The organism is Streptomyces sp. NPDC038200, from assembly GCF_055600785.1.
In genome coordinates this window covers 59,178-78,717 of record NZ_JBVJYH010000011.1, presented here as the reverse complement: position 1 = coordinate 78,717, position 19,540 = coordinate 59,178, and the positions used below count along the sequence as shown (strand labels likewise).

Genomic DNA, 19,540 nt, shown 5'->3' with positions numbered 1-19,540 from the left:
CAGGCGTAGGGCTCATGACGTTCGTGGGAGTGGCGCTCTTGGGAGTGACCGTCATGGGAATCGCCCCCTTCGGCGTGATCGCTCATGCCGGCTGCTCCATGGCCACCCGCAGCGCGGCGATGCCCCGCGAGCCGTACGCCTTCACCGAGCCCAGCGATATGCCGAGCGTCTGGGCGACCTGGGCCTCGGTCATGTCCGCGAAGTAGCGCAGCACGAGGACCTCGCGCTGGCGGCGCTGGAGGCCCTTCATCGCCTTGATGAGGTCCCGGCGCTCCAGGCTGTCGTAGGCGCCCTCTTCCGCGCTCGCCATGTCGGGCATCGGCTTGGAGAGCAGCTTCAGGCCGAGGATGCGGCGGCGCAGCGTGGACCGGGAGAGGTTGACGACCGTCTGCCGCAGGTAGGCGAGGGTCTTCTCGGGGTCGCGGACGCGTTTGCGGGCCGAGTGGACCCGGATGAAGGCCTCCTGGACGACGTCCTCGCAGGAGGCGGTGTCGTCGAGGAGCAGCGCGGCGAGACCGAGCAGCGAGCGGTAGTGCGCCCGGTAGGTCTCGGTGAGATGGTCGACGGTCGTCCCGGCGGCCTCGGTGACCGCGGCGCCCGCGGTCTCCTCGGCGCCGTCACGCTGACTGGGAATGCGGGCGGGCCGCGCTGCGGGCATGGGGGCGATCACCGGCATGCCGCCGGACGCGCGGGGCCGGAGCGCCGCGCGGGGCCGCAGGGCCGTTCCGCTGCGGGCCACACTGAGTTCGAGAACCTCTGCCACGCCAGTTGGACACGTTTCCCCCCTCGGGGGTTGTACGTGCCGGACGTCACATGTGCGACAACCGACGGTGCCTCAAGTGCCGTCATGCGCCCCGCTCTTCCCTTATGTCCCATTTGAACGGGCGTCCCCACGCCCCGATCACGGCGTCCCCACGCCAGGATCATCACGTCCCCAGGTCCCTCAAAGGGTGACCGCAAAGACGCTCCCCGCCTCCGTACGGTTGCGGAAGGCGGGGAGAGAAATCCTCTGCTGCCAAGAGGGAACGGTTCAAGTGGATTGGACCATGCTCTCGGCACACTGCTTACATGGATCCTACAAACTTCTACCAAAGTGGCTAGGGGCGGGCGGCATTCTCCGCCGCGATCAGCTCGGCGAGCTGCGCGCAGTTCAGCGCGGCGCCCTTGCGCAGGTTGTCGCCGCACACGAAGAGCTCCAGGGCGGTCGGGTCGTCCAGGGCCCGCCGCACCCGGCCCACCCAGGTGGGGTCGGTGCCCACCACGTCGGCGGGGGTGGGGAACTCGCCGGCGGCCGGGTCGTCGCACAGCACCACGCCCGGCGCGGTGGCGAGGATCTCGCGGGCGCCGTCGACACCGACCTCGCGCTGGAAGCGGGCGTGCACGGTCAGCGAGTGCGTGGTGATCACCGGCACCCGCACGCAGGTCACGGCGACCGGCAGCTTCGGCAGGCCGAGGATCTTCCGGGACTCGTCGCGGACCTTCATCTCCTCCGACGACCAGCCGTCCTCCCGCAGCGACCCGGCCCACGGCACGACGTTCAGCGCGACCGGCTCCGGGAACGGCCCCGTGTCGTCCCCCACGGCCCGCCGCACGTCCCCCGGCTTGGTCCCCAGCTCGGTGCCGGCCACGAGCGACAGCTGGGCCCGCAGCGCGTCCACACCGGCCCGCCCGGCCCCGCTCACCGCCTGGTACGACGACACCACCAGCTCGCGCAGCCCGAACTCGGCGTGCAGCGCGCCCAGGGCGACGATCATCGTCAGGGTCGTGCAGTTGGGGTTGGCGACGATCCCGCGGGGGCGGAACCGCACCGCGTGGGGATTGACCTCGGGCACGACGAGCGGCACGTCCGGGTCCATCCGGAAGGCGCCGGAGTTGTCGACCACGACGGCGCCGCGCGCGGCGGCCACGGGCGCCCACGCGGCGGCGACCTCGTCCGGGACGTCGAACAGCGCGATGTCGACGCCGGCGAAGGCGTCCTCCGTCAGCGCCACCACCTCGACCTCCTCCCCGCGCACGGCCAGCTTGCGGCCGGCCGAGCGGGGGGAGGCGATCAGACGGATCTCGCCCCAGACGTCCGCGCGCTGCGACAGGATCTGGAGCATGACCGTGCCGACGGCCCCGGTCGCTCCCACGACCGCGAGCGTCGGCTTGCCGGTCGGTGCCATCAGCGGCCCGTGCCTCCGTAGACGACGGCCTCGTCGGTGTCGGAGTCGAGCCCGAAGGCGGTGTGCACGGCACGGACGGCCTCGGGCACGTCGTCGGCGCGGGTGACGACCGAGATGCGGATCTCCGAGGTGGAGATCAGCTCGATGTTCACGCTCGCGTTGCTCAGCGCCTCGAAGAAGGAGGCGGTGACGCCCGGGTTGGTCTTCATGCCGGCGCCGACCAGCGAGATCTTGCCGATCTGGTCGTCGTAGCGCAGCGAGTCGAAGCCGATGCCGGACCGGTTCTTCTCCAGCGCGTCGATGGCCTTGCGGCCCTCGGTCTTCGGCAGGGTGAAGGAGATGTCCGTCAGGCCGGTGGAGGCGGCGGACACGTTCTGCACGACCATGTCGATGTTGATCTCGGCATCGGCGATGGTCCGGAAGATCGCGGCGGCCTCGCCCGGCTTGTCCGGCACACCGACGACCGTGATCTTGGCCTCGGAGGTGTCGTGCGCGACACCGGAGATGATGGCCTGCTCCACCTTCTGGTCCCCAATCGGCTCACTGCTGACCCACGTGCCCTGCAGCCCGCTGAAGCTGGACCGGACGTGGATCGGGATGTTGTAGCGGCGGGCGTACTCCACGCAGCGGTGGAGCAGCACCTTGGAGCCGGAGGCCGCGAGCTCCAGCATGTCCTCGAAGGAGATCCAGTCGATCTTCTTCGCCTTCTTCACCACGCGCGGGTCGGCGGTGAACACGCCGTCGACGTCGGTGTAGATCTCGCAGACCTCGGCGTCGAGCGCGGCGGCGAGCGCCACGGCCGTCGTGTCGGAGCCACCGCGCCCCAGCGTGGTGATGTCCTTCTTGTCGGCGCTGACGCCCTGGAAACCGGCGACGATCGCGATGTTGCCCTTGTCCAGCGACTCGCGGATGCGGCCCGGCGTGACGTCGATGATCCGGGCTTTGTTGTGGACCGAGTCGGTGATGACGCCTGCCTGGCTGCCGGTGAAGGACTGGGCCTCGTGGCCCAGGTTTTTGATCGCCATGGCCAGCAGGGCCATGGAGATCCGCTCTCCGGCGGTCAGCAGCATGTCGAACTCCCGGCCGGCAGGCATCGGCGACACCTGCTCGGCGAGATCGATCAGCTCGTCCGTCGTGTCGCCCATCGCGGAAACGACGACGACAACCTGGTTGCCGTTCTTCTTCGCTTCCACGATCCGCTTGGCGACGCGCTTGATGCCCTCGGCATCGGCTACGGAGGAGCCTCCGTACTTCTGCACGACAAGGCCCACGTGCGCTCCTCGCTCGGTTCGTTTATGTCGGCTCAGTCTAACGAGCGTCCGAATTCCACCACCCTGCTCCCGCATGGTGAGACATCGGCCGGTGCGATCGGACGCCCGCGTCCGGCACCTGCCCAGCCTTCGCCGTGCCACGCGGATAGTGCCCCGGGTCACACCGGCCACGGCCGACGGCCGCCTGCCGCGGGACGGTGAGGGAGGGCGGCCGGCTGAGCGGCGGCCCGGGCTACTCGCCCGGACGGATCCCCAGCGGGGCGCCGATCTCCTCCGCCATCACCCGGCCCGCCTCGAACTCCAGGGTCTCGTCGCCCATGGCGGCCTGGTCGGTGTCGAGGCCGTCCAGCTCCTCCAGGGGCTGGTTGAGGCGGACGTGGATGAGGACGGACTGGAGGGCGCGCAGCACCGCGGACGCGGTCGGGCCCCAGTTGGAGAAGTAGGAGAACTGCCACCACCACAGGGCCTCGGTGGTGCGGCCGGCGCGGTAGTGGACCATGCCGTGCCGGAGGTCGGTGATGATGTCGGCGAGGTCGTCGGAGATCCGGGCCGGCACGGGAGCCTTGCGCGGCTCGTACGGGTCGAAGACCTCGGAGTAGACGTCGACGGGCTCCAGCAGCCGGGCGAAGTTCTCCCGCAGCTCGTCCAGGTCCGGCTCCGGCCCCGGGTCGGGCTCGTAGCGCTCGTCGGGGACGATGTCCTCGTGGGCGCCCAGCCGGCCGCCGGCCAGCAGGAGCTGGGAGACCTCGAGGAGGAGGAAGGGGACCGTCGAGCCGGGCTCGTCGCCCCTCGCCACCTCCGTGACGGCCACCAGGAAGCTCTCGACCTGGTCCGCGACCTGGACCGCGAAGTCGTCCGGGTTCTGCGACGAGGCGTGCAGCGTGGCGTCAGACATCTAGGAGTCGTCTCCCCTCGAAGGCGCGGCCGAGGGTGACCTCGTCCGCGTATTCCAGGTCGCCACCCACCGGGAGGCCGCTGGCCAGGCGGGTGACCTTCAGGCCCATGGGCTTGATCATGCGGGCGAGGTACGTCGCCGTGGCCTCGCCTTCCAGATTCGGATCCGTGGCCAGGATCAGTTCCGTGACCGTCCCGTCGGCCAACCGCGCGAGAAGTTCTCGTATACGCAGGTCGTCGGGTCCCACGCCCTCGATCGGGCTGATCGCGCCGCCGAGCACGTGGTAGCGGCCCCGGAACTCACGGGTCCGCTCGATCGCGACGACGTCCTTCGGTTCCTCCACCACACAGATCACCGAGGAGTCGCGGCGCGGATCACGGCAGATGCCGCACAGCTCCTCCTGCGCGACGTTGCCGCAGGTCGCGCAGAAGCGGACCTTCGCCTTCACCTCCAGGAGAGCGTGCGCGAGCCGCTTCACGTCCGTCGGCTCGGCCTGCAGGATGTGGAAGGCGATCCGCTGCGCGCTCTTGGGACCGACGCCGGGCAGCCGCCCCAACTCGTCGATGAGGTCCTGGACCACGCCTTCGTACAACGGACTGCCCTTCCTGGAGACCTTTCGGTACGTACCGTAGTTGTCTTCCGCCTCCGCCCGGAAGGCGGATGCGTCAGAACGGCAGACCCGGGATGCCGCTGCCGCCGCCCAGCCCCTGGGCCAGCGGGCCGAGCTTCTGCTGCTGGAGCGCCTGCGCGTTCTCGTTGGCCGCCTGGACGGCCGCCACGATCAGGTCGGCGAGGGTCTCGGTGTCCTCCGGGTCCACCGCCTTCGGGTCGATCTTCAGCCCGCGCAGCTCACCGGAGCCGGTGACGGTGGCCTTCACCAGACCGCCGCCCGCCTGCCCGTCGACCTCCGTGTTCGCCAGTTCCTCCTGCGCCCGCTGCAGGTCCTGCTGCATCTTCTGCGCCTGCTGGAGCAACTGCTGCATGTTGGGCTGGCCACCGGGGATCACGATCAGCTCCTCGCCGTTTTCCGCGTCGGCGTCGGCCGCCGTCTCCGACCGCGTCCTCCGACGTTTTTTTCTTCGTCGTCAATGAGCCTACGTGGTCCACGCGGCCACTGCCCCGCCACTCTTTCGAGTGAGAACTTCGACAGCCCTATACCTGATCAAGGCCCTCTTCTGGGCGGAAAAGCCGGGAAAGCTCTCTCTCCGCCACCCATTGGGCGGTAGGAAGGTGACCGCGCGTCGTCATGGAATGTCACGCAACGTGACCGGTCGTGATCAGTAGGGAGTGCCGGGTGGGTCAGCCGGAGATGCAGCCCGAGGGTCCGCCTCAGGACGGGCGGGGCGAGGGCGCGGCCGGGCTGCGGCCGGGCGATCTGACCGGGCGGGCCTTTCCGCTCGGGGACTGGGGCGAGCCCGCCGAACGGCTGGACGAGCTGTACCGGTGGGTGGAGCGCCGGGCGCTGGAGACGGCCGCCTGGTATCTGCGGGACCGTGTGTGGAAGCGGCGCGGGGCGCGCGTGCTGCGGACCGGGGCGGCGGCCGGGGCGGTGGCCGGGGCGGCGCTGCCCCTGCTGGATCTGACGGGGGCCGTCGGCGGGGTGGCGCCCTGGGGTTGTCTGGCGCTGCTGCTCGCGGTCGCCTGCGTCGGCATCGACCGGTTCTTCGGCGTCACGTCGGGCTGGATAAGGGACGTGGCCACCGCCCAGGCGGTGCACCGGCGGCTCCAGGCGTTGCAGTTCGACTGGGCGTCGGAGAGCGTCCGGGAGGTGCTCGGGCCGGCGGAGGGCACGGCGAGCGAGGCGGCCGAGCGGTGCCTGTCGGTGCTGCGGCGCTTCTCGGAGGACGTCACGGAACTGGTCCGCACGGAGACGACCGACTGGATGGTGGAGTTCCGCACGGGTTCGGCACCGCTGGGCATCCAGACGGCGGTGCCGTCGGTACCGCGGCAGGAGTCGGGCGGTCCGGGGGGCCGGTTCCCGCTGCCGCCGGCGAACGGGTCCAGGCCGAACATGCCGCGGCAGCGCCCGCCGGAGCCGCGGTAGGCGGACCGGGCGGCGGATCGGTCGCACCCGCACGCGGCCGACCGGCCGCGCGCACGGATTCATCCCCGCCGGCGTCCACCCCCGGTCACTCCTTGCTGTACGTCAGGCTCTCCCCGCCGCTCGCCTTCGCCCGCTTCAGTCGCCCGTCCGGCAGCAGCGTGACCTCGGTGGACTCGCCCGGGGTGCAGGAGGAAGCGGGTTCACCGCTGGAGACGGTGGACGGCCCGATCCGCAACGGCCCGTCGCCGCCGGGCCGTTCGGCGAGGGTCGCCTCGAAGACGCAGTGGTACGACCCGCCGCCCTCGGTCGGCCCGTCCGCGACCAGCGTGAGCACGGTGTCCCCCACCTCGCCCTGCCGGATGGTCAGTTCGCGGCTGTTGGACCCGCCCGCGTTGTCGATCGTCGTCCGCCAGGTGCCCAGATAGGCGTCCGGGACCGCCCCGGCCCCGGTGGTGGACGCGGACGGGGACGGCGCCGAGCCGGTCGGGGTGGGCTCACCGGAACCGGCCGGCGAACCGGAGGCGGCGGTGGGCCCCGGGACGACCGTGCCGCCCTGGTCGTCGGTACCGTTGCCGTTCTTCATCAGCGCGTACACCGAGCCGCCCGCGCCCAGCGCGACGACCAGGGCGATCACGACGAGCAGCGCGGTGGACCGCCCGTTGCGCCGCTCCGGCTCCGCCGGCACACCCACGGTCGACGGCCCGTACGGCGGGGTGGCACCGAGTCCTGCGTCGGCATAGGGGTTGTACGCCGGCTGTCCCCCGCCCCAGGGCGCGGCCCCGGGCTGCCGCGGAGAGCCGTAGGCGGCGTGCTGCACCGGCGGCTGAGGGAACTGCGGGTGCTGAGGGGACGGCGGATGCTGAGGGGACGGCGCGTACTGCGGGGACTGCGGCTGCTGAGGAGACGGCCCATACTGCGGGGGCTGCGGGGGCTGCGGGGACTGCGGGGACTGCGGCTGCTGCGGGGACGGCGGATGCTGATGGGAATGCGGGGCCGCGTAGGGCGCCGCCCCGAACCCGGGCGGCACCGGTGGCATGCCGGGCGGCGGAGGCTGGGCGGCGGCGACGGTGGGCAGCCGGTCGTCGGCTCCGCCCGGCCCGCCGTCGGAGACAGCGGCGTGCTCGGGCGACCCGCCGGCTCCCGCGACCGCCCCACCGGCACCCGCACCTCCGGCGGACCCTTGGGCCCCGGCGCCCTCCGCACCCGGCGAAGCACCCGCCCCCCGCTCCGGATCCTCCACCTCCAGCAGCCGCACGGCGTGCCGCCCCAGCTGCGCGACCAGCGAACTCGGCAGCCAGGGATCCCGGGACCGCCCCTCGGCCACGGTGTCCTCCACCCCGGTCCGCTCCAGGATCGCGTCCAGCGAGGGCCGGGCCGCCGGGTCCTTCCGCAGGCAGTCCCGCACCAGGTCGGCGATGCCCTCCGGCACCCCCGTCAGATCCGGCTCCTCCTGGGCGATCCGGAACATCAGCGCGTGGGCACCGCTGTCGGCGGCCCCGAAGGGCAGCGCCCCGGTCGCCGCGTAGGCGAGCACGGACCCGAGGCAGAACACGTCGCACGCGGGTGTGATCCGCTCGCCCCGCACCTGCTCGGGCGCCATGAACCCGGGCGATCCGACGAGCGATCCGGTCCGGGTGAGCCCCTCCTCGCCGCCCCCGGTCGCCGTCTCCCGGGCCCGCGCGATCCCGAAGTCGATCACCCGGGGTCCGTCGATGGTCACGAGCACGTTGGACGGCTTGAGGTCCCGGTGCACGATCCCGGCCGCGTGGATGTCCTTCAGCGCGTGCGCGAGGCCCGCCGCCAGGATCCGTACCGACCGCTCGGGCAGCGCCCCGTGGTCGTGTCCGACGACCTGCTGGAGGCTCGGCCCGGCCACGTACCCGGTCGCCACCCAGGGCACGGCCGCCTCGGTGTCCGCGTCCAGCACGGGCGCGGTCCAGTACCCGCCGACCCGCCGCGCGGCCTGCACCTCCTGCCGGAACCGCGCCCGGAACTGCTCCTGCTCGGCCAGTTCCTCGCGGACGAGCTTCACGGCGACGGTCCGCCCCCGGTCCGACCGGGCCAGATAGACGTGCCCCATCCCGCCCGCGCCGAGCCGTGCCAGCAGCCGGTAGGCCCCGATCTGGCCCCGGCCTCCGGCCGGGGGCACCCCCAGGTCCCCCGGTCCCCGCTTCTCCATCCCCGCGCCGCCTTCCCCCCATAGGTATGCAACGACCGAGAATAGTGCGGTGGTAGGACCGGGGGTCCCCGGCCGGTGTCTACGGTTCCGTAACAGGCCGCCCGCGCGTCCGCCCGCGCCTCCGGCCGCCCGGAGCCGCCCGTCGACAACCTGTCGCGGATTCCCCCCGTCCACGGAACAAGACGCCGATGTCGCTTCCGCATCGCGGACATTTACCCTCGCCCGCATGACCCCTCAGCTCAGCCCCGAGACCGGCGCCGCGGTGAAGGCCGCCGACCGTGCGCACGTGTTCCACTCCTGGTCCGCCCAGGACCTCATCGACCCGCTCGCCGTCGCCGGCGCCGAGGGGTCGTACTTCTGGGACTACGACGGCAACCGGTACCTGGACTTCACCAGCGGGCTCGTCTTCACCAACATCGGCTACCAGCACCCGAAGGTCGTCGCCGCGATCCAGGAGCAGGCCGCGAAGATGACGACCTTCGCGCCCGCGTTCGCCGTCGAGGCGCGCTCGGAGGCGGCCCGGCTGATCGCCGAGCGGACCCCCGGCGACCTGGACAAGATCTTCTTCACCAACGGCGGCGCCGACGCCGTCGAGCACGCGGTGCGCATGGCCCGGCTGCACACGGGCCGCCCGAAGGTGCTCTCGGCGTACCGCTCGTACCACGGCGGCACCCAGCAGGCCGTGAACATCACCGGCGACCCGCGCCGCTGGGCCTCCGACAGCGGCAGCGCCGGTGTCGTCCACTTCTGGGCGCCGTTCCTCTACCGCTCCCGCTTCTACGCGGAGACCGAGGAGCAGGAGTGCGCCCGGGCGCTGGAGCACCTGGAGACGACGATCGCCTTCGAGGGACCGGGGACGATCGCGGCGATCGTCCTGGAGACCGTCCCGGGCACGGCCGGCATCATGCTTCCGCCGCCCGGCTACCTGGCCGGTGTCCGCGAGATCTGCGACCGGCACGGGATCGTCTTCGTCCTGGACGAGGTCATGGCCGGCTTCGGCCGGACCGGCGAGTGGTTCGCGGCCGACCTGTTCGGCGTCGTCCCGGACCTGATGACCTTCGCCAAGGGCGTGAACTCCGGTTACGTGCCGCTCGGCGGTGTGGCCATCTCCGGGAAGATCGCGGAGACCTTCGGCAAGCGGCCGTACCCCGGCGGCCTCACCTACTCCGGCCACCCGCTGGCCTGCGCCGCCGCCGTCGCCACGATCAACGTGATGGCGGAGGAGGGCGTGGTCGAGAACGCCAAGCGGCTCGGCGAGACCGTCGTCGGCCCCGGCCTCGCCACGCTGGCCGAGCGGCACCCGAGCGTCGGCGAGGTGCGCGGCACCGGCATGTTCTGGGCGCTGGACCTGGTGCGCAGCCGGGAGACCCGCGAGCCGCTGGTGCCGTACAACGCGGCCGGCGAGGCGAACGCGCCGATGGCCGCCTTCGCCGCCGCCGCCAAGAAGCACGGCCTGTGGCCCTTCGTGAACATGAACCGCACGCACGTCGTCCCGCCGTGCAACGCGACCGAGGCCGAGCTGAAGGAGGGCCTGGCCGCGCTCGACGCCGCGCTGACCGTCGCGGACGAGTACACCGTGTGACACGTCCCGTGGAAGACGACGGAACGTAGCGGAACGACGGCTGCCGCCCGACCGAGCCGAACGCGTAAGGTGACGTGCTCGTAAGCAAGTGGGACTCGCGTAGATCGAGAGTCTGTACGAGTACGTCACCCGGACGCGTGAGGAGAGGCACGGACCATGCCCGGCAACGGCACCGTGACGCGCAGCACCCTGCGCCAGCAGATCGCGGACGCGCTCCGTGACGAGGTGCTGGCGGGGCGGCTGCGCCCGGGCCGGGCGTTCACCGTCAAGGAGATCGCCGACCAGTACGGCGTCTCCGCCACCCCCGTCCGCGAGGCGCTGGTCGACCTGTCCGCGCAGGGCATCCTGGAGGCCGACCAGCACCGGGGCTTCCGCGTGCCCGAGTACTCGGTCACCGACTACCGCAGCATGATCGAGGCCCGCAGCCTGGTCACCGACGGCATGTTCCAGGCCCTCACCGCCGGCCATCCCGCCTTCGGCACCCCGCCCGGTGATCCCCGCACGACCGCCGCGCTGACCACCGTGCGCCGACGCGGGGAGGAGGCCCAGCGGGCCGCGGCGGCCGGTGACCTCACCGTCCTCATCGGCTACGACCTCCGCTTCTGGCGCGAGCTGAGCGCCCTGTTCGGCAACCCGCATCTCGCCGACTTCCTGCACCGGCTGCGGGTCCGCTCCTGGGTCTGCGTGGTGCAGCACCTGCTCCGCCTGCCCGACCTGCGTGGCCGGCTGTGGGCCGGGCACGGCGACCTGGTCGACGCGCTGGCCCGCCGCGAGGCCGAGAGCGCCCGGGCGATCGTCGCCGATGCCAACGCCCATTCGCTGGCGCTGCTGGAACACCTGGCCAACGGGTAGGTGACCGATACGGGCCGTACGGGGGGAGCCGCCCCGGGGCCCCACCGACTACCCTTCCCTGACCACCTGCTGCCGTGCGTGACCACGCGCCTGCCGATGCGAGGAGCCCTCTTTTGGCCTGTGACCTGTGGCTGGTACCGCTCGTGGACGTGTTGTGCCACACCCCGGACAATCCCTTCGCCGAGGAACTCGCGCAGTACAACAAGGCATTGGCCGAGGCCGGCCTGCCTCCGGTGCCGGTGTACCAGTACATGCCGGGTCTGTCCGGTGACGTCGCCCCCGTCGCCGGCTTCGACTACGACGCCCTGCACTTCCTGCGCCGGGTGTACCTGCTCCAGCTCTGCGGCCTGCCGGTGACCCCGGTGGACGAGCTGGGCGGCGACTACGAGCAACTGCTGGAGATGTTCGAGTCCACGGCCCAGCAGTCCCACCTGGTCTGGCACTACGACCACGCGGGCGCGTACGTCCCGGTGGACTTCCCGCACCCGCTGTCGAACGAGGAACTCCTCGCGGGCGGCGGGCCGTTGGGCTCGGCGCAGAGCCTGCTCCGGGAACTCCAGTACGTGGCACCGTCGATCGGCATCGACCCGGCCAACCCCCCGGCGCCCCCGGCCCCTCCGACGGCCCCCACCGAACTGGAGGAACCGGCCGTGCCGGCCCCCTACGACCCCAGCCCCTTCGCCCGCGAACGCCATGTCTGGCTGGGCCTGCACGCGGCGGCGACCCGCTCGCTGGCGCAGGGCTCGATGATCGTGTTCAGCTGAGCCGGGTCCGCCCGTCAGGGCCGCGGGTCACGGGGGACGCGGATCGGACGCCCGGGCGATGAGGTGGATCACCGGAGGCCACAGCACCCCGCTCGCCAGGAGCAGGGAGGGGCCGAGGTGCACCGGGCACACGAACAGGGGCGGCCTGTTGTGCCGGGCGACCTCGAAGACGGCCGGGTCGGCGCAGTCCGTGCCGTCGGCCTGGTGCCCCTCACCGCCGTACGGTCCCCGGCACACCGCGCTCCGGTGGACGCCCATGCGTCCATTGTCCACCGGGAACGGCCGGCCGCCGGGGACGGCCGACCACGGGAACGGCCGGCCGCCGGAGACGACGAACCGCCCGCCGCTCACGCCCGAGGGGCGGAACGGCGGGCGGTCCCGCGAGATGCCTACAGGAACGAGTTGATCTCGATCGTCTCGTCCCGGCCCGGGCCCACGCCGATCGCGGAGATCGGGGCGCCGGACATCTCCTCCAGCGCCTTCACGTAGTTCTGGGCGTTCTTCGGGAGGTCGGAGAAGGACTTCGCCTTGGTGATGTCCTCGGACCAGCCGGGCAGCGTCTCGTAGACCGGCTTCGCGTGGTGGAAGTCGGTCTGGGAGTACGGCAGCTCCTCGACGCGCTTGCCGTCGATCTCGTACGCCACGCAGACCGGGATCTGCTCCCAGCCGGTCAGCACGTCCAGCTTGGTGAGGAAGAAGTCGGTCAGGCCGTTCACCCGGGTCGCGTAGCGGGCGATGACCGCGTCGAACCAGCCGCAGCGGCGGTCACGGCCGGTGGTCACGCCCCGCTCGCCGCCGATGCGGCGCAGCGCCTCGCCGTCCTCGTCGAAGAGTTCCGTGGGGAACGGGCCGGCGCCGACGCGGGTCGTGTACGCCTTGAGGATGCCGATGACCCGGCTGATCTTCGTCGGGCCCACGCCGGCGCCGGTGCAGGCGCCGCCCGCGGTCGGGTTCGAGGAGGTGACGAAGGGGTACGTGCCGTGGTCGATGTCCAGGAGGGTGCCCTGGCCGCCCTCGAAGAGGACGACCTTGTCGTCCTCCAGGGCCTGGTTGAGGATCAGGACCGTGTCGGCGACGTACGGCTTGATCTGCTCGGCGTAGCCCAGCAGCTCCTCGACCACCTGGTCGGCGGTGATGGCGCGCCGGTTGTAGAGCTTGGTGAGGACCTGGTTCTTGACGTCGAGGGCCGCCTCCACCTTCTGGTGGAGGATCGACTCGTCGTAGAGGTCCTGGACCCGGATGCCCACGCGGTTGATCTTGTCGGCGTAGGTCGGGCCGATGCCGCGGCCGGTGGTGCCGATCTTGCGCTTGCCGAGGAAGCGTTCCGTCACCTTGTCGACGGTCACGTTGTACGGCGTGATGATGTGCGCGTTACCGCTGATCAGGAGCTTGGACGTGTCGACGCCGCGCTCGTTCAGACCGCTCAGCTCGGAGAGCAGGACCGACGGGTCGACGACGACACCGTTGCCGATGACCGGCGTGCAGCCGGGAGACAGGATTCCGGAAGGGAGAAGGTGCAGGGCGTACTTCTGATCGCCCACGACCACCGTGTGGCCGGCGTTGTTACCACCCTGGTAACGCACCACGTAGTCGACGGAGCCGCCAAGCAGGTCCGTCGCCTTTCCCTTGCCTTCGTCACCCCACTGAGCACCGAGCAGCACAAGTGCGGGCACGCGCGTACACCCCTTCCGGGCGGGGCATGTCCAAGGTCGGGGGCGTGGGCGTAAGGTTCACCGCCGCGTACCACCGCGACCGTCGTCGGTCGCACAACCGTCGGACCGGATGCCCCGGAATAGACGAAGCCCCTGGCGCAATAGCGCAAGGGGCTCTTGCACAAAGATGCTACCCGAGGAAGCGAGGCAGGACCGAGGTGGCGACTTTCGCGACGTCCGATCAGCTGCTGGTGATCATCGATCCGGCGGCACGGCAGACCGACGGAGAGGCCGTACGGATCGCGAAAGACGTGCTCAGCGCGGGTGCGGCGGCCAAGGTGTGTCTCCCGGAGGGGCCCGAGGAATTCGCCCGCGCACTGGGCCGCAGGGGGGCCAGGCGGCCGGTCGTGGTCGGGGACGGCCTGGCCCTGGTGCGGGCCGTCACCCTGCTGCACCGGCAGCGGGAGCTGACCGGATGTGCGCTGTCGGTGGTGCCGGTGGGGGACACCGCGCTCGCCGAGTCGCTCGGGGTGCCCCGGGGCGCGGTGGCGGCGGCGCGGGCGGTCCTGGACGGCGCCGAGCGACGGCTGGACCTGCTGGTCGACGACAGCGACGGGGTGGTGCTGGGGGCGCTGGGCATTCCGCCGGCGCCGGTGCGGGCGGCCGCCGCCGAGCCGGTGCCGGTCTCCTCGGTCCGGCCCTGGTACCGCTCCCTGGTGCGCACCCTGGCCGTCCGGCCCGCCCCGCTGCCCGCCGTGCCCTCCCCCGGCGCGTCCCGGCTCCGGGTGGAGGTGGACGGGGCGACGGTGATCGACCTGGACCAGCCGGTGGAGGCGGTGTCGGTGACGCCGGGGGCGGACGGACTGGCCACGGTGGAGGTGCGCCCCCTGTCGGTGGGCGCGGAGGCGACCCCGCTGCTGGCTTCCGGTCGCACGGTGACGGTCACGGGCGCGGACTTCCGCTACCGGGCGGACGCGGCGGTGTCGGGCCCGGTGCGCAGACGCACCTGGCGGGTGCTGGAGGGGGCCTGGGGGCTCGTGCTGCCCCCCGGCCGGTGAGCCGCACGGCACCCCCACACCCCTGCCCCTGCCCCTGCCCCACGGCACGCCCAGGACGCCCAGGACGCCCCCTAAAGGTCTCGTGACAAATATTTAACCGCGCCGACCCCTTCCCGCACCCCCGCCCCGTCCACCATCCTGCTCCATCAGGACCCGCGGACAGGACAGGGAAGGGGCCACCCGATGGCTGTGGACGAGGGTGTCGCACCGGCGACGGGCACGGGCGAAGAAGAAACGGTTCATCGGCTGAAGCCCAACGCCGTGGGGCTGCTGGGCGTGGTCTTCATGGCCGTCGCCACCGCCGCGCCGATCACCGCGATGACCGGCAACGTGCCCTTCATGGTGTCGTCCGGCAACGGCGTCGGGGCACCCGCGAGCTATCTCGTGGCAATGGTCGTCCTGGCAATCTTTTCCGTGGGTTTCACGTCGATGGCCAAGCACATCACATCCACCGGCGCGTTCTACGGATTCATCTCCTACGGTCTCGGACGGACCGTCGGACTGGCCTCCGGACTGCTCGCCACCTTCGCGTACGTCGTCTTCGAACCGGCGCTGATCGGGATCTTCTCGACCTTCGCGACGACGACGCTCACGGACCAGACGGGGCTGCACGTGCCCTGGTGGGCCTTCGCGGCCCTGATGCTCGCGATCAACGCCATGGGCACCTGGTTCGGGGTCAGCGTCGCCGAGAAGCTGCTGGTGGCGCTGCTGGCCACCGAGGTCACCGTGCTCGCGGCGATGGCGGTGTCCGTCGCCCTCCACGGCGGCGGGCCGCACGGTTTCACCTTCGCGCCGGTCGACCCCGTCAACGCCTTCAAGGGCACCTCCGCCGGCCTCGGGCTCTTCTTCGCCTTCTGGTCCTGGGTCGGCTTCGAGTCGACGGCGATGTACGGCGAGGAGTCCCGCGACCCGAAGAAGATCATCCCCAAGGCGACGATGATCAGCGTGCTCGGCGTGGGCGTCTTCTACGTCCTCGTCTCCTGGATGGCCATCACCGGCAACGGCGAGGCGGAGGCCGTCAGGGCCGCCTCCTCCGCCAACCCGCTGGCGATGTTCTTCGTCCCCACCGAACGCTACGTCGGCCACTGGGCGGTCGACGTCATGCAGTGGCTGATGATCACCGGCTCGCTGGCCTGCGGCATGGCCTTCCACAACTGCGCCGCCCGCTACCTGTACGCCCTCGGCCGGGAGGGCGTCCTGCCGTCGCTGCGCGACACCGTCGGGCGGACCCACGCCCGGCACGGCTCCCCGCACATCGCCGGCCTGGTGCAGACCGCCGTCAGCGCGGTGCTGGTCGGCGCGTTCTGGGCCGCGGGCAAGGATCCCTACACCGGGACGTACGTCCTGCTCGCCATCCTCGGCACCATGGCGATCCTCGTCGTCCAGGCCGTGTGCTCCTTCGCGGTGCTGGCCTACTTCCGCTCCCACCACCCCGAGAGCCGGCACTGGTTCCGCACCTTCACCGCCCCCCTGCTGGGCGGGATCGCGATGCTCGCGGTCGTCGTGCTGCTGGTGTCCAACATGGGCGTGGCGGCCGGGCCGGAGTCCGGCTCGCTGGTGCTGAAGGCGACCCCGTGGCTGGTGGCCCTGGTCGCGGCGACCGGCGTGGCCTGCGCCCAGTACCTGAAGAGGCGCTCTCCCGAGCGGTACGCGCTGCTGGGGCGGACGGTGCTGGAGGAGACGAAGGAACGGTGACGCCCGCCCGGGGGCCCCGGACGCCCTCGGCCGGCCCAGGCGGCCCCGGGCGCTCAGACCACCTCGACGCGCAGCCCCGCCAGTCCCCGGATCACGAAGTTCGGCTTCCGCTCCGGCTCCGCCGCCAGGCTCAGCGTCGGCGCCTTCTCCAGCAACGCGGTCATGGAGGCGGCCAGTTCGAGGCGGGCCAGCGGTGCTCCGATGCAGTAGTGGATGCCGGCGCTGAAGGAGATGTGCGGGTTGTCCCCGCGGGTGAGGTCCAGCCGGTCCGGGGCGGTGAAGACGGACGGGTCGTGGTTGGCGGAGCCGAAGAGCATCGCGATCTCCGCGCCCCGCGGGATCGTCGTGCCGTCGATCTCGATGTCCTCCAGCACCCAGCGTTCGAAGAGCTGGAGCGGGGTGTCGTAGCGCATCAGCTCCTCGATCGCGGACGGGACCAGGGTGTGGTCGGCGCGCAGGGCCGCCAGCTGGGCGGGGTTGCGGAACAGGGCCCACCAGCCGTTCACCGTGGCGTTGACGGTGGCCTCGTGGCCCGCGTTGAGGAGCAGGACCGCCGTGGAGATCATCTCCTGCTCGGTGAGGCGGTCGCCCTCGTCGTGGGCCGCGATCAGCCCCGAGATCAGGTCCTCCCCGGGCTTTTTGCGGCGGGCCGCGATCAGCTCGCGCAGACAGCCGGAGAACTCCACGGACGCCCTGACCGCCTTCGCCGCCGTCTCCTCGGACGGGTTCAGCTCGTACATCCCGCAGATGTCCGCCGACCAGGGGCGCAGCTGTGCCCGGTCCGCCTCGGGGATGCCGAGCATCTCGGCGATCACCGCCACCGGCAGCGGCTCCGCCACGTCCGTCAGCAGATCGCCGCCGCCCTCCCGGACGAGGGCGGCCACCAGGTCGCCGGCCAGCCCGTGCACATACGGCCGGAGCCGCTCCACCGTGCGCGGGGTGAACGCCTTCGACACCAGGCGCCGGATCCGGGTGTGGTCCGGCGGCTCCAGGTCGAGCATCCCGTGGTCGTTGAGGGTGTGGAAGGGCTCCTGCTCCGGCGGGGGCGGGGTGCGGCCGAACTCCTCGTGCGTGAACCGGTGCCGATACGTCCGGCCCAGCCGGCGGTCGCGCAGCAGGGCCGAGACGTCCGCGTGCCGCGGGACCAGCCACTGGTCGGTCGGCTCGTACCGGATCACCCGTCCCCGCGCCCGCAGCCGCGCGTAGGCCGGGTAGGGGTCGGCGACGAACGCCGGGTCCCAGGGGTCGAACGCGAGGTCGGTGGGGCCTGCCATGCGGGGACGCTAACGCCTCACCCCGGGGCGTGACCAGGGGTCCTCGCGCCCGGACCGGCCGCCGGGTCAGCCCGGGGTGACCAGCCGGGCCTCGTAGGCGAACACCGCCGCCTGGGTGCGGTCGCGCAGGCCCAGTTTCACCAGGACACGGCTCACATGGGTCTTGATGGTCGACTCCGCCACCACCAGCCGCCCGGCGATCTCCGCGTTGGACAGGCCCTGCGCGATGAGGACCAGGACCTCCGTCTCGCGTTCCGTGAGTTCGCCGTACGCCGCCTGGGCCGACGGCATCAGCCGCGGCGACTCGGACAGCCGCGAGAACTCCGTGATCAGGCGCTTGGTGACCGAGGGCGCGAGCAGGGCTTCACCGGAGGCCACCACCCGGACGCCGTCGGCCAGTTGACGGGCGGAGGCGTCCTTGAGGAGGAAGCCGGAGGCTCCCGCGCGCAGGGCCTGGTACACGTACTCGTCCAGGTCGAACGTGGTCAGCACCAGCACCTTGGCCGTCTCGTCCGCGGCCACGATCTCCCGGGTCGCCTCGATGCCGTTCAGCTCCGGCATCCGGATGTCCATCAGGACGACGTCCGGGGAGAGTTCCCGCACCCGCTCGACCGCCTCCCGGCCGTTGACGGCCTCGCCGACGACCTCGATGCCCGGCATCGCGTTCAGCAGCACCGAGAAGCCCTCGCGGACCATCATCTGGTCGTCCGCGATCAGCACGCGGATCGTCATGCCGTGCCCTCGATCGCCGTGTCCGCCGCGGGCACCGGCAGGAACACCGTCACCTCGTACCCCCCGTCGGCCCCGGGGCCCGCCGTCATGTCGCCGTTCAGCATCGACACGCGCTCCCGCATGCCCGTGATGCCGTGTCCGGCACCGGGCGAGGGCTTCACCCGGTCCGGGGCCGGCGGCGGGCCGTTGACTATGCGCAGGCCCAGCCCGCCGAGGACGTACCCGATCTCGACCCGGGCGCCCGCGCCGGGGGCGTGCCGCAGGGTGTTGCTCAGGGCCTCCTGCACGATCCGGTACGCCGACAGCTCCACGCCCTGCGGCAGCTCCCGCACCGCTCCGGTCACCGCCTTCTCCACCGTCAGGCCGGCCTCGCGCACATTGGCGAGCAGTCCGTCCAGATCGGCCAGCGTGGGCTGCGGGGCGTCCGGGGCCTCGTAGTCCTCGGCCCGGACCACGCCGAGGACCCGGCGCAGTTCGGTCAGGGCCGCCACCGCGTTCTCCCGGATGGTGGCGAACGCCTTCTCCAGCTCCGGCGGCGGGTTCTCCACCCGGTACGGCGCGGCCTCCGCCTGGATCGCGACCACCGACATGTGGTGGGCGACCACGTCGTGCAGCTCCCGGGCGATCGTCGTGCGCTCCTCCAGCAGGGTGCGGCGCGAGCGCTCGTGCTCGGTCACCGTCTGCTGGGCGCTCACCTCCTGCCGGGCCTCCCGGCGGGTCTGCCGGACGGTGACGGCCAGCAGGATCAGCGCGGACAGCACGATCATCGGGGCGGCGTCGACGTCGTAGTGGGTGGCACCGAAGGCGGTCACGGTCCACACCCCGTACGCCGCCGTCAGCAGCCACATCCAGGCCGCGGTGCGCGGGCGGGTGCGCAGCGCCACGACCGTGAGCACCACCAGGTGGGAGATGAAGCTGCCGGGCAGCCACGGCCAGGGGTGCCAGCTGTCGCCGACCGCCGAGGTGACCGCGGTCGCCGCGAGCGACAGCCAGAACGCGCCCACCGGACGGGCGAGGGTCAGCAGCACCGGGGCCAGTGCCAGCAACGGGCACATCAGCTGCGTCACCTGGCCCTCGGAGAAGCTCGCCGCGTTGGCGAGCATCGCCACCACGCCGGCGGCGGCCACCAGCGCGTGCGGGGTCCAGGCGGCCTGGGCCCGCATACGGTCGGGGAGGCGGCGGACGAGGGGGCCGTCCGCCGCCGCACGGGGCAGCGGACGGTAGGCGAAGGCGTCGTGGAACAGGTCCTGCCGCAGCCCGCGCAGGGCGTCCGCGGCCAGCCGGAACTCCGGGCTGCGCGGCCGGCCGGCCGGGCCCGGCGGGGTCGTCTGCGTGTGGGTCGTCTCGGTCACGTGGAGAACGGTAGGCGCGGGCGGG

18 protein-coding genes are annotated in these 19,540 nt (G+C 72.1%); 6 read left to right on the top strand and 12 right to left on the bottom strand.

Annotated features, from left to right (window positions below; all coding sequences use genetic code 11):
* Window positions 1-82 precede the first annotated feature (82 nt).
* The 6 genes from ACZ7KF_RS22930 to ACZ7KF_RS22905 form a co-directional block, all read right to left on the bottom strand.
* A complete protein-coding gene (locus tag ACZ7KF_RS22930; RefSeq protein ID WP_471077990.1) occupies window positions 83-763 on the bottom strand; it encodes a SigE family RNA polymerase sigma factor in 681 nt (226 codons plus the stop codon).
* A gap of 334 nt (window positions 764-1,097) precedes the next feature.
* Complete coding sequence (locus tag ACZ7KF_RS22925; RefSeq protein ID WP_471077987.1) at window positions 1,098-2,165, bottom strand: aspartate-semialdehyde dehydrogenase; 1,068 nt, start codon at window positions 2,163-2,165, stop codon at window positions 1,098-1,100.
* Window positions 2,165-3,436, bottom strand: a complete 1,272-nt coding sequence (locus ACZ7KF_RS22920; protein ID WP_471077984.1) for an aspartate kinase — start codon at window positions 3,434-3,436, stop codon at window positions 2,165-2,167. The genes ACZ7KF_RS22925 and ACZ7KF_RS22920 overlap by 1 nt, the downstream gene beginning before the upstream one ends.
* Before the next feature lie 232 nt (window positions 3,437-3,668).
* Window positions 3,669-4,331, bottom strand: coding sequence for a DUF5063 domain-containing protein (locus tag ACZ7KF_RS22915; RefSeq protein WP_471077981.1), 663 nt, complete (start codon window positions 4,329-4,331; stop codon window positions 3,669-3,671).
* Entirely contained in the window at window positions 4,324-4,923 is a 600-nt protein-coding gene (recR, locus tag ACZ7KF_RS22910; RefSeq protein ID WP_471077979.1) for a recombination mediator RecR, read from the bottom strand. The genes ACZ7KF_RS22915 and recR overlap by 8 nt, the downstream gene beginning before the upstream one ends.
* 73 nt (window positions 4,924-4,996) lie before the next feature.
* Complete coding sequence (locus ACZ7KF_RS22905; protein ID WP_471077976.1) at window positions 4,997-5,338, bottom strand: YbaB/EbfC family nucleoid-associated protein; 342 nt, start codon at window positions 5,336-5,338, stop codon at window positions 4,997-4,999.
* A 287-nt stretch (window positions 5,339-5,625) separates the two neighbouring features.
* Between ACZ7KF_RS22905 and ACZ7KF_RS22900 the strand changes: the two genes are divergently transcribed.
* Window positions 5,626-6,375, top strand: a complete 750-nt coding sequence (locus ACZ7KF_RS22900) for an SLATT domain-containing protein (RefSeq protein ID WP_471077973.1) — start codon at window positions 5,626-5,628, stop codon at window positions 6,373-6,375.
* Between the two features lie 85 nt (window positions 6,376-6,460).
* Here the strand turns inward: ACZ7KF_RS22900 and ACZ7KF_RS22895 are convergent, their stop codons facing one another.
* Window positions 6,461-8,554 carry a serine/threonine-protein kinase gene (locus ACZ7KF_RS22895; RefSeq protein WP_471077970.1) on the bottom strand — a complete coding sequence of 698 codons (2,094 nt, stop codon included), beginning with the start codon at window positions 8,552-8,554 and terminating at the stop codon, window positions 6,461-6,463.
* Between the two features lie 226 nt (window positions 8,555-8,780).
* On the opposite strand from ACZ7KF_RS22895, the gene ACZ7KF_RS22890 reads away from it, so the two are divergent.
* From ACZ7KF_RS22890 to ACZ7KF_RS22880, 3 genes are all read left to right on the top strand, one after another.
* On the top strand, window positions 8,781-10,136 hold the full coding sequence (locus ACZ7KF_RS22890; RefSeq protein ID WP_471077967.1) for an aminotransferase class III-fold pyridoxal phosphate-dependent enzyme: 1,356 nt from the start codon (window positions 8,781-8,783) through the stop codon (window positions 10,134-10,136).
* Between the two features lie 156 nt (window positions 10,137-10,292).
* Entirely contained in the window at window positions 10,293-10,988 is a 696-nt protein-coding gene (locus ACZ7KF_RS22885) for a GntR family transcriptional regulator (protein ID WP_471077964.1), read from the top strand.
* Between the two features lie 113 nt (window positions 10,989-11,101).
* Window positions 11,102-11,752 carry a hypothetical protein gene (locus ACZ7KF_RS22880; RefSeq protein ID WP_471077961.1) on the top strand — a complete coding sequence of 217 codons (651 nt, stop codon included), beginning with the start codon at window positions 11,102-11,104 and terminating at the stop codon, window positions 11,750-11,752.
* A gap of 27 nt (window positions 11,753-11,779) precedes the next feature.
* Here the strand turns inward: ACZ7KF_RS22880 and ACZ7KF_RS22875 are convergent, their stop codons facing one another.
* Together ACZ7KF_RS22875 and ACZ7KF_RS22870 are read right to left on the bottom strand one after the other, a co-directional pair.
* Window positions 11,780-12,010, bottom strand: a complete 231-nt coding sequence (locus tag ACZ7KF_RS22875; protein WP_471077958.1) for a hypothetical protein — start codon at window positions 12,008-12,010, stop codon at window positions 11,780-11,782.
* 131 nt (window positions 12,011-12,141) lie between these two features.
* Window positions 12,142-13,425 (bottom strand): adenylosuccinate synthase, encoded by a 1,284-nt coding sequence (locus ACZ7KF_RS22870; RefSeq protein WP_225824797.1) that lies wholly within the window; start codon window positions 13,423-13,425, stop codon window positions 12,142-12,144.
* Between the two features lie 197 nt (window positions 13,426-13,622).
* On the opposite strand from ACZ7KF_RS22870, the gene ACZ7KF_RS22865 reads away from it, so the two are divergent.
* Both ACZ7KF_RS22865 and ACZ7KF_RS22860 read left to right on the top strand, forming a co-directional pair.
* Window positions 13,623-14,462, top strand: coding sequence for a diacylglycerol kinase (locus ACZ7KF_RS22865; RefSeq protein WP_471077955.1), 840 nt, complete (start codon window positions 13,623-13,625; stop codon window positions 14,460-14,462).
* Window positions 14,463-14,645: 183 nt separating this feature from the next.
* Window positions 14,646-16,157: an APC family permease gene (locus ACZ7KF_RS22860; protein ID WP_471077952.1), complete on the top strand. Its 1,512-nt coding sequence runs from the start codon at window positions 14,646-14,648 to the stop codon at window positions 16,155-16,157.
* Window positions 16,158-16,210: 53 nt separating this feature from the next.
* On the opposite strand, the gene ACZ7KF_RS22855 is transcribed toward ACZ7KF_RS22860, so the two are convergent.
* From ACZ7KF_RS22855 to ACZ7KF_RS22845, 3 genes are all read right to left on the bottom strand, one after another.
* On the bottom strand, window positions 16,211-17,431 hold the full coding sequence (locus ACZ7KF_RS22855) for a cytochrome P450 (RefSeq protein WP_471077949.1): 1,221 nt from the start codon (window positions 17,429-17,431) through the stop codon (window positions 16,211-16,213).
* Between the two features lie 66 nt (window positions 17,432-17,497).
* A complete protein-coding gene (locus ACZ7KF_RS22850; RefSeq protein WP_471077946.1) occupies window positions 17,498-18,163 on the bottom strand; it encodes a response regulator in 666 nt (221 codons plus the stop codon).
* Window positions 18,160-19,515 carry a sensor histidine kinase gene (locus tag ACZ7KF_RS22845; protein WP_471077943.1) on the bottom strand — a complete coding sequence of 452 codons (1,356 nt, stop codon included), beginning with the start codon at window positions 19,513-19,515 and terminating at the stop codon, window positions 18,160-18,162. The genes ACZ7KF_RS22850 and ACZ7KF_RS22845 overlap by 4 nt, the downstream gene beginning before the upstream one ends.
* Between the last annotated feature and the right edge of the window lie 25 nt (window positions 19,516-19,540).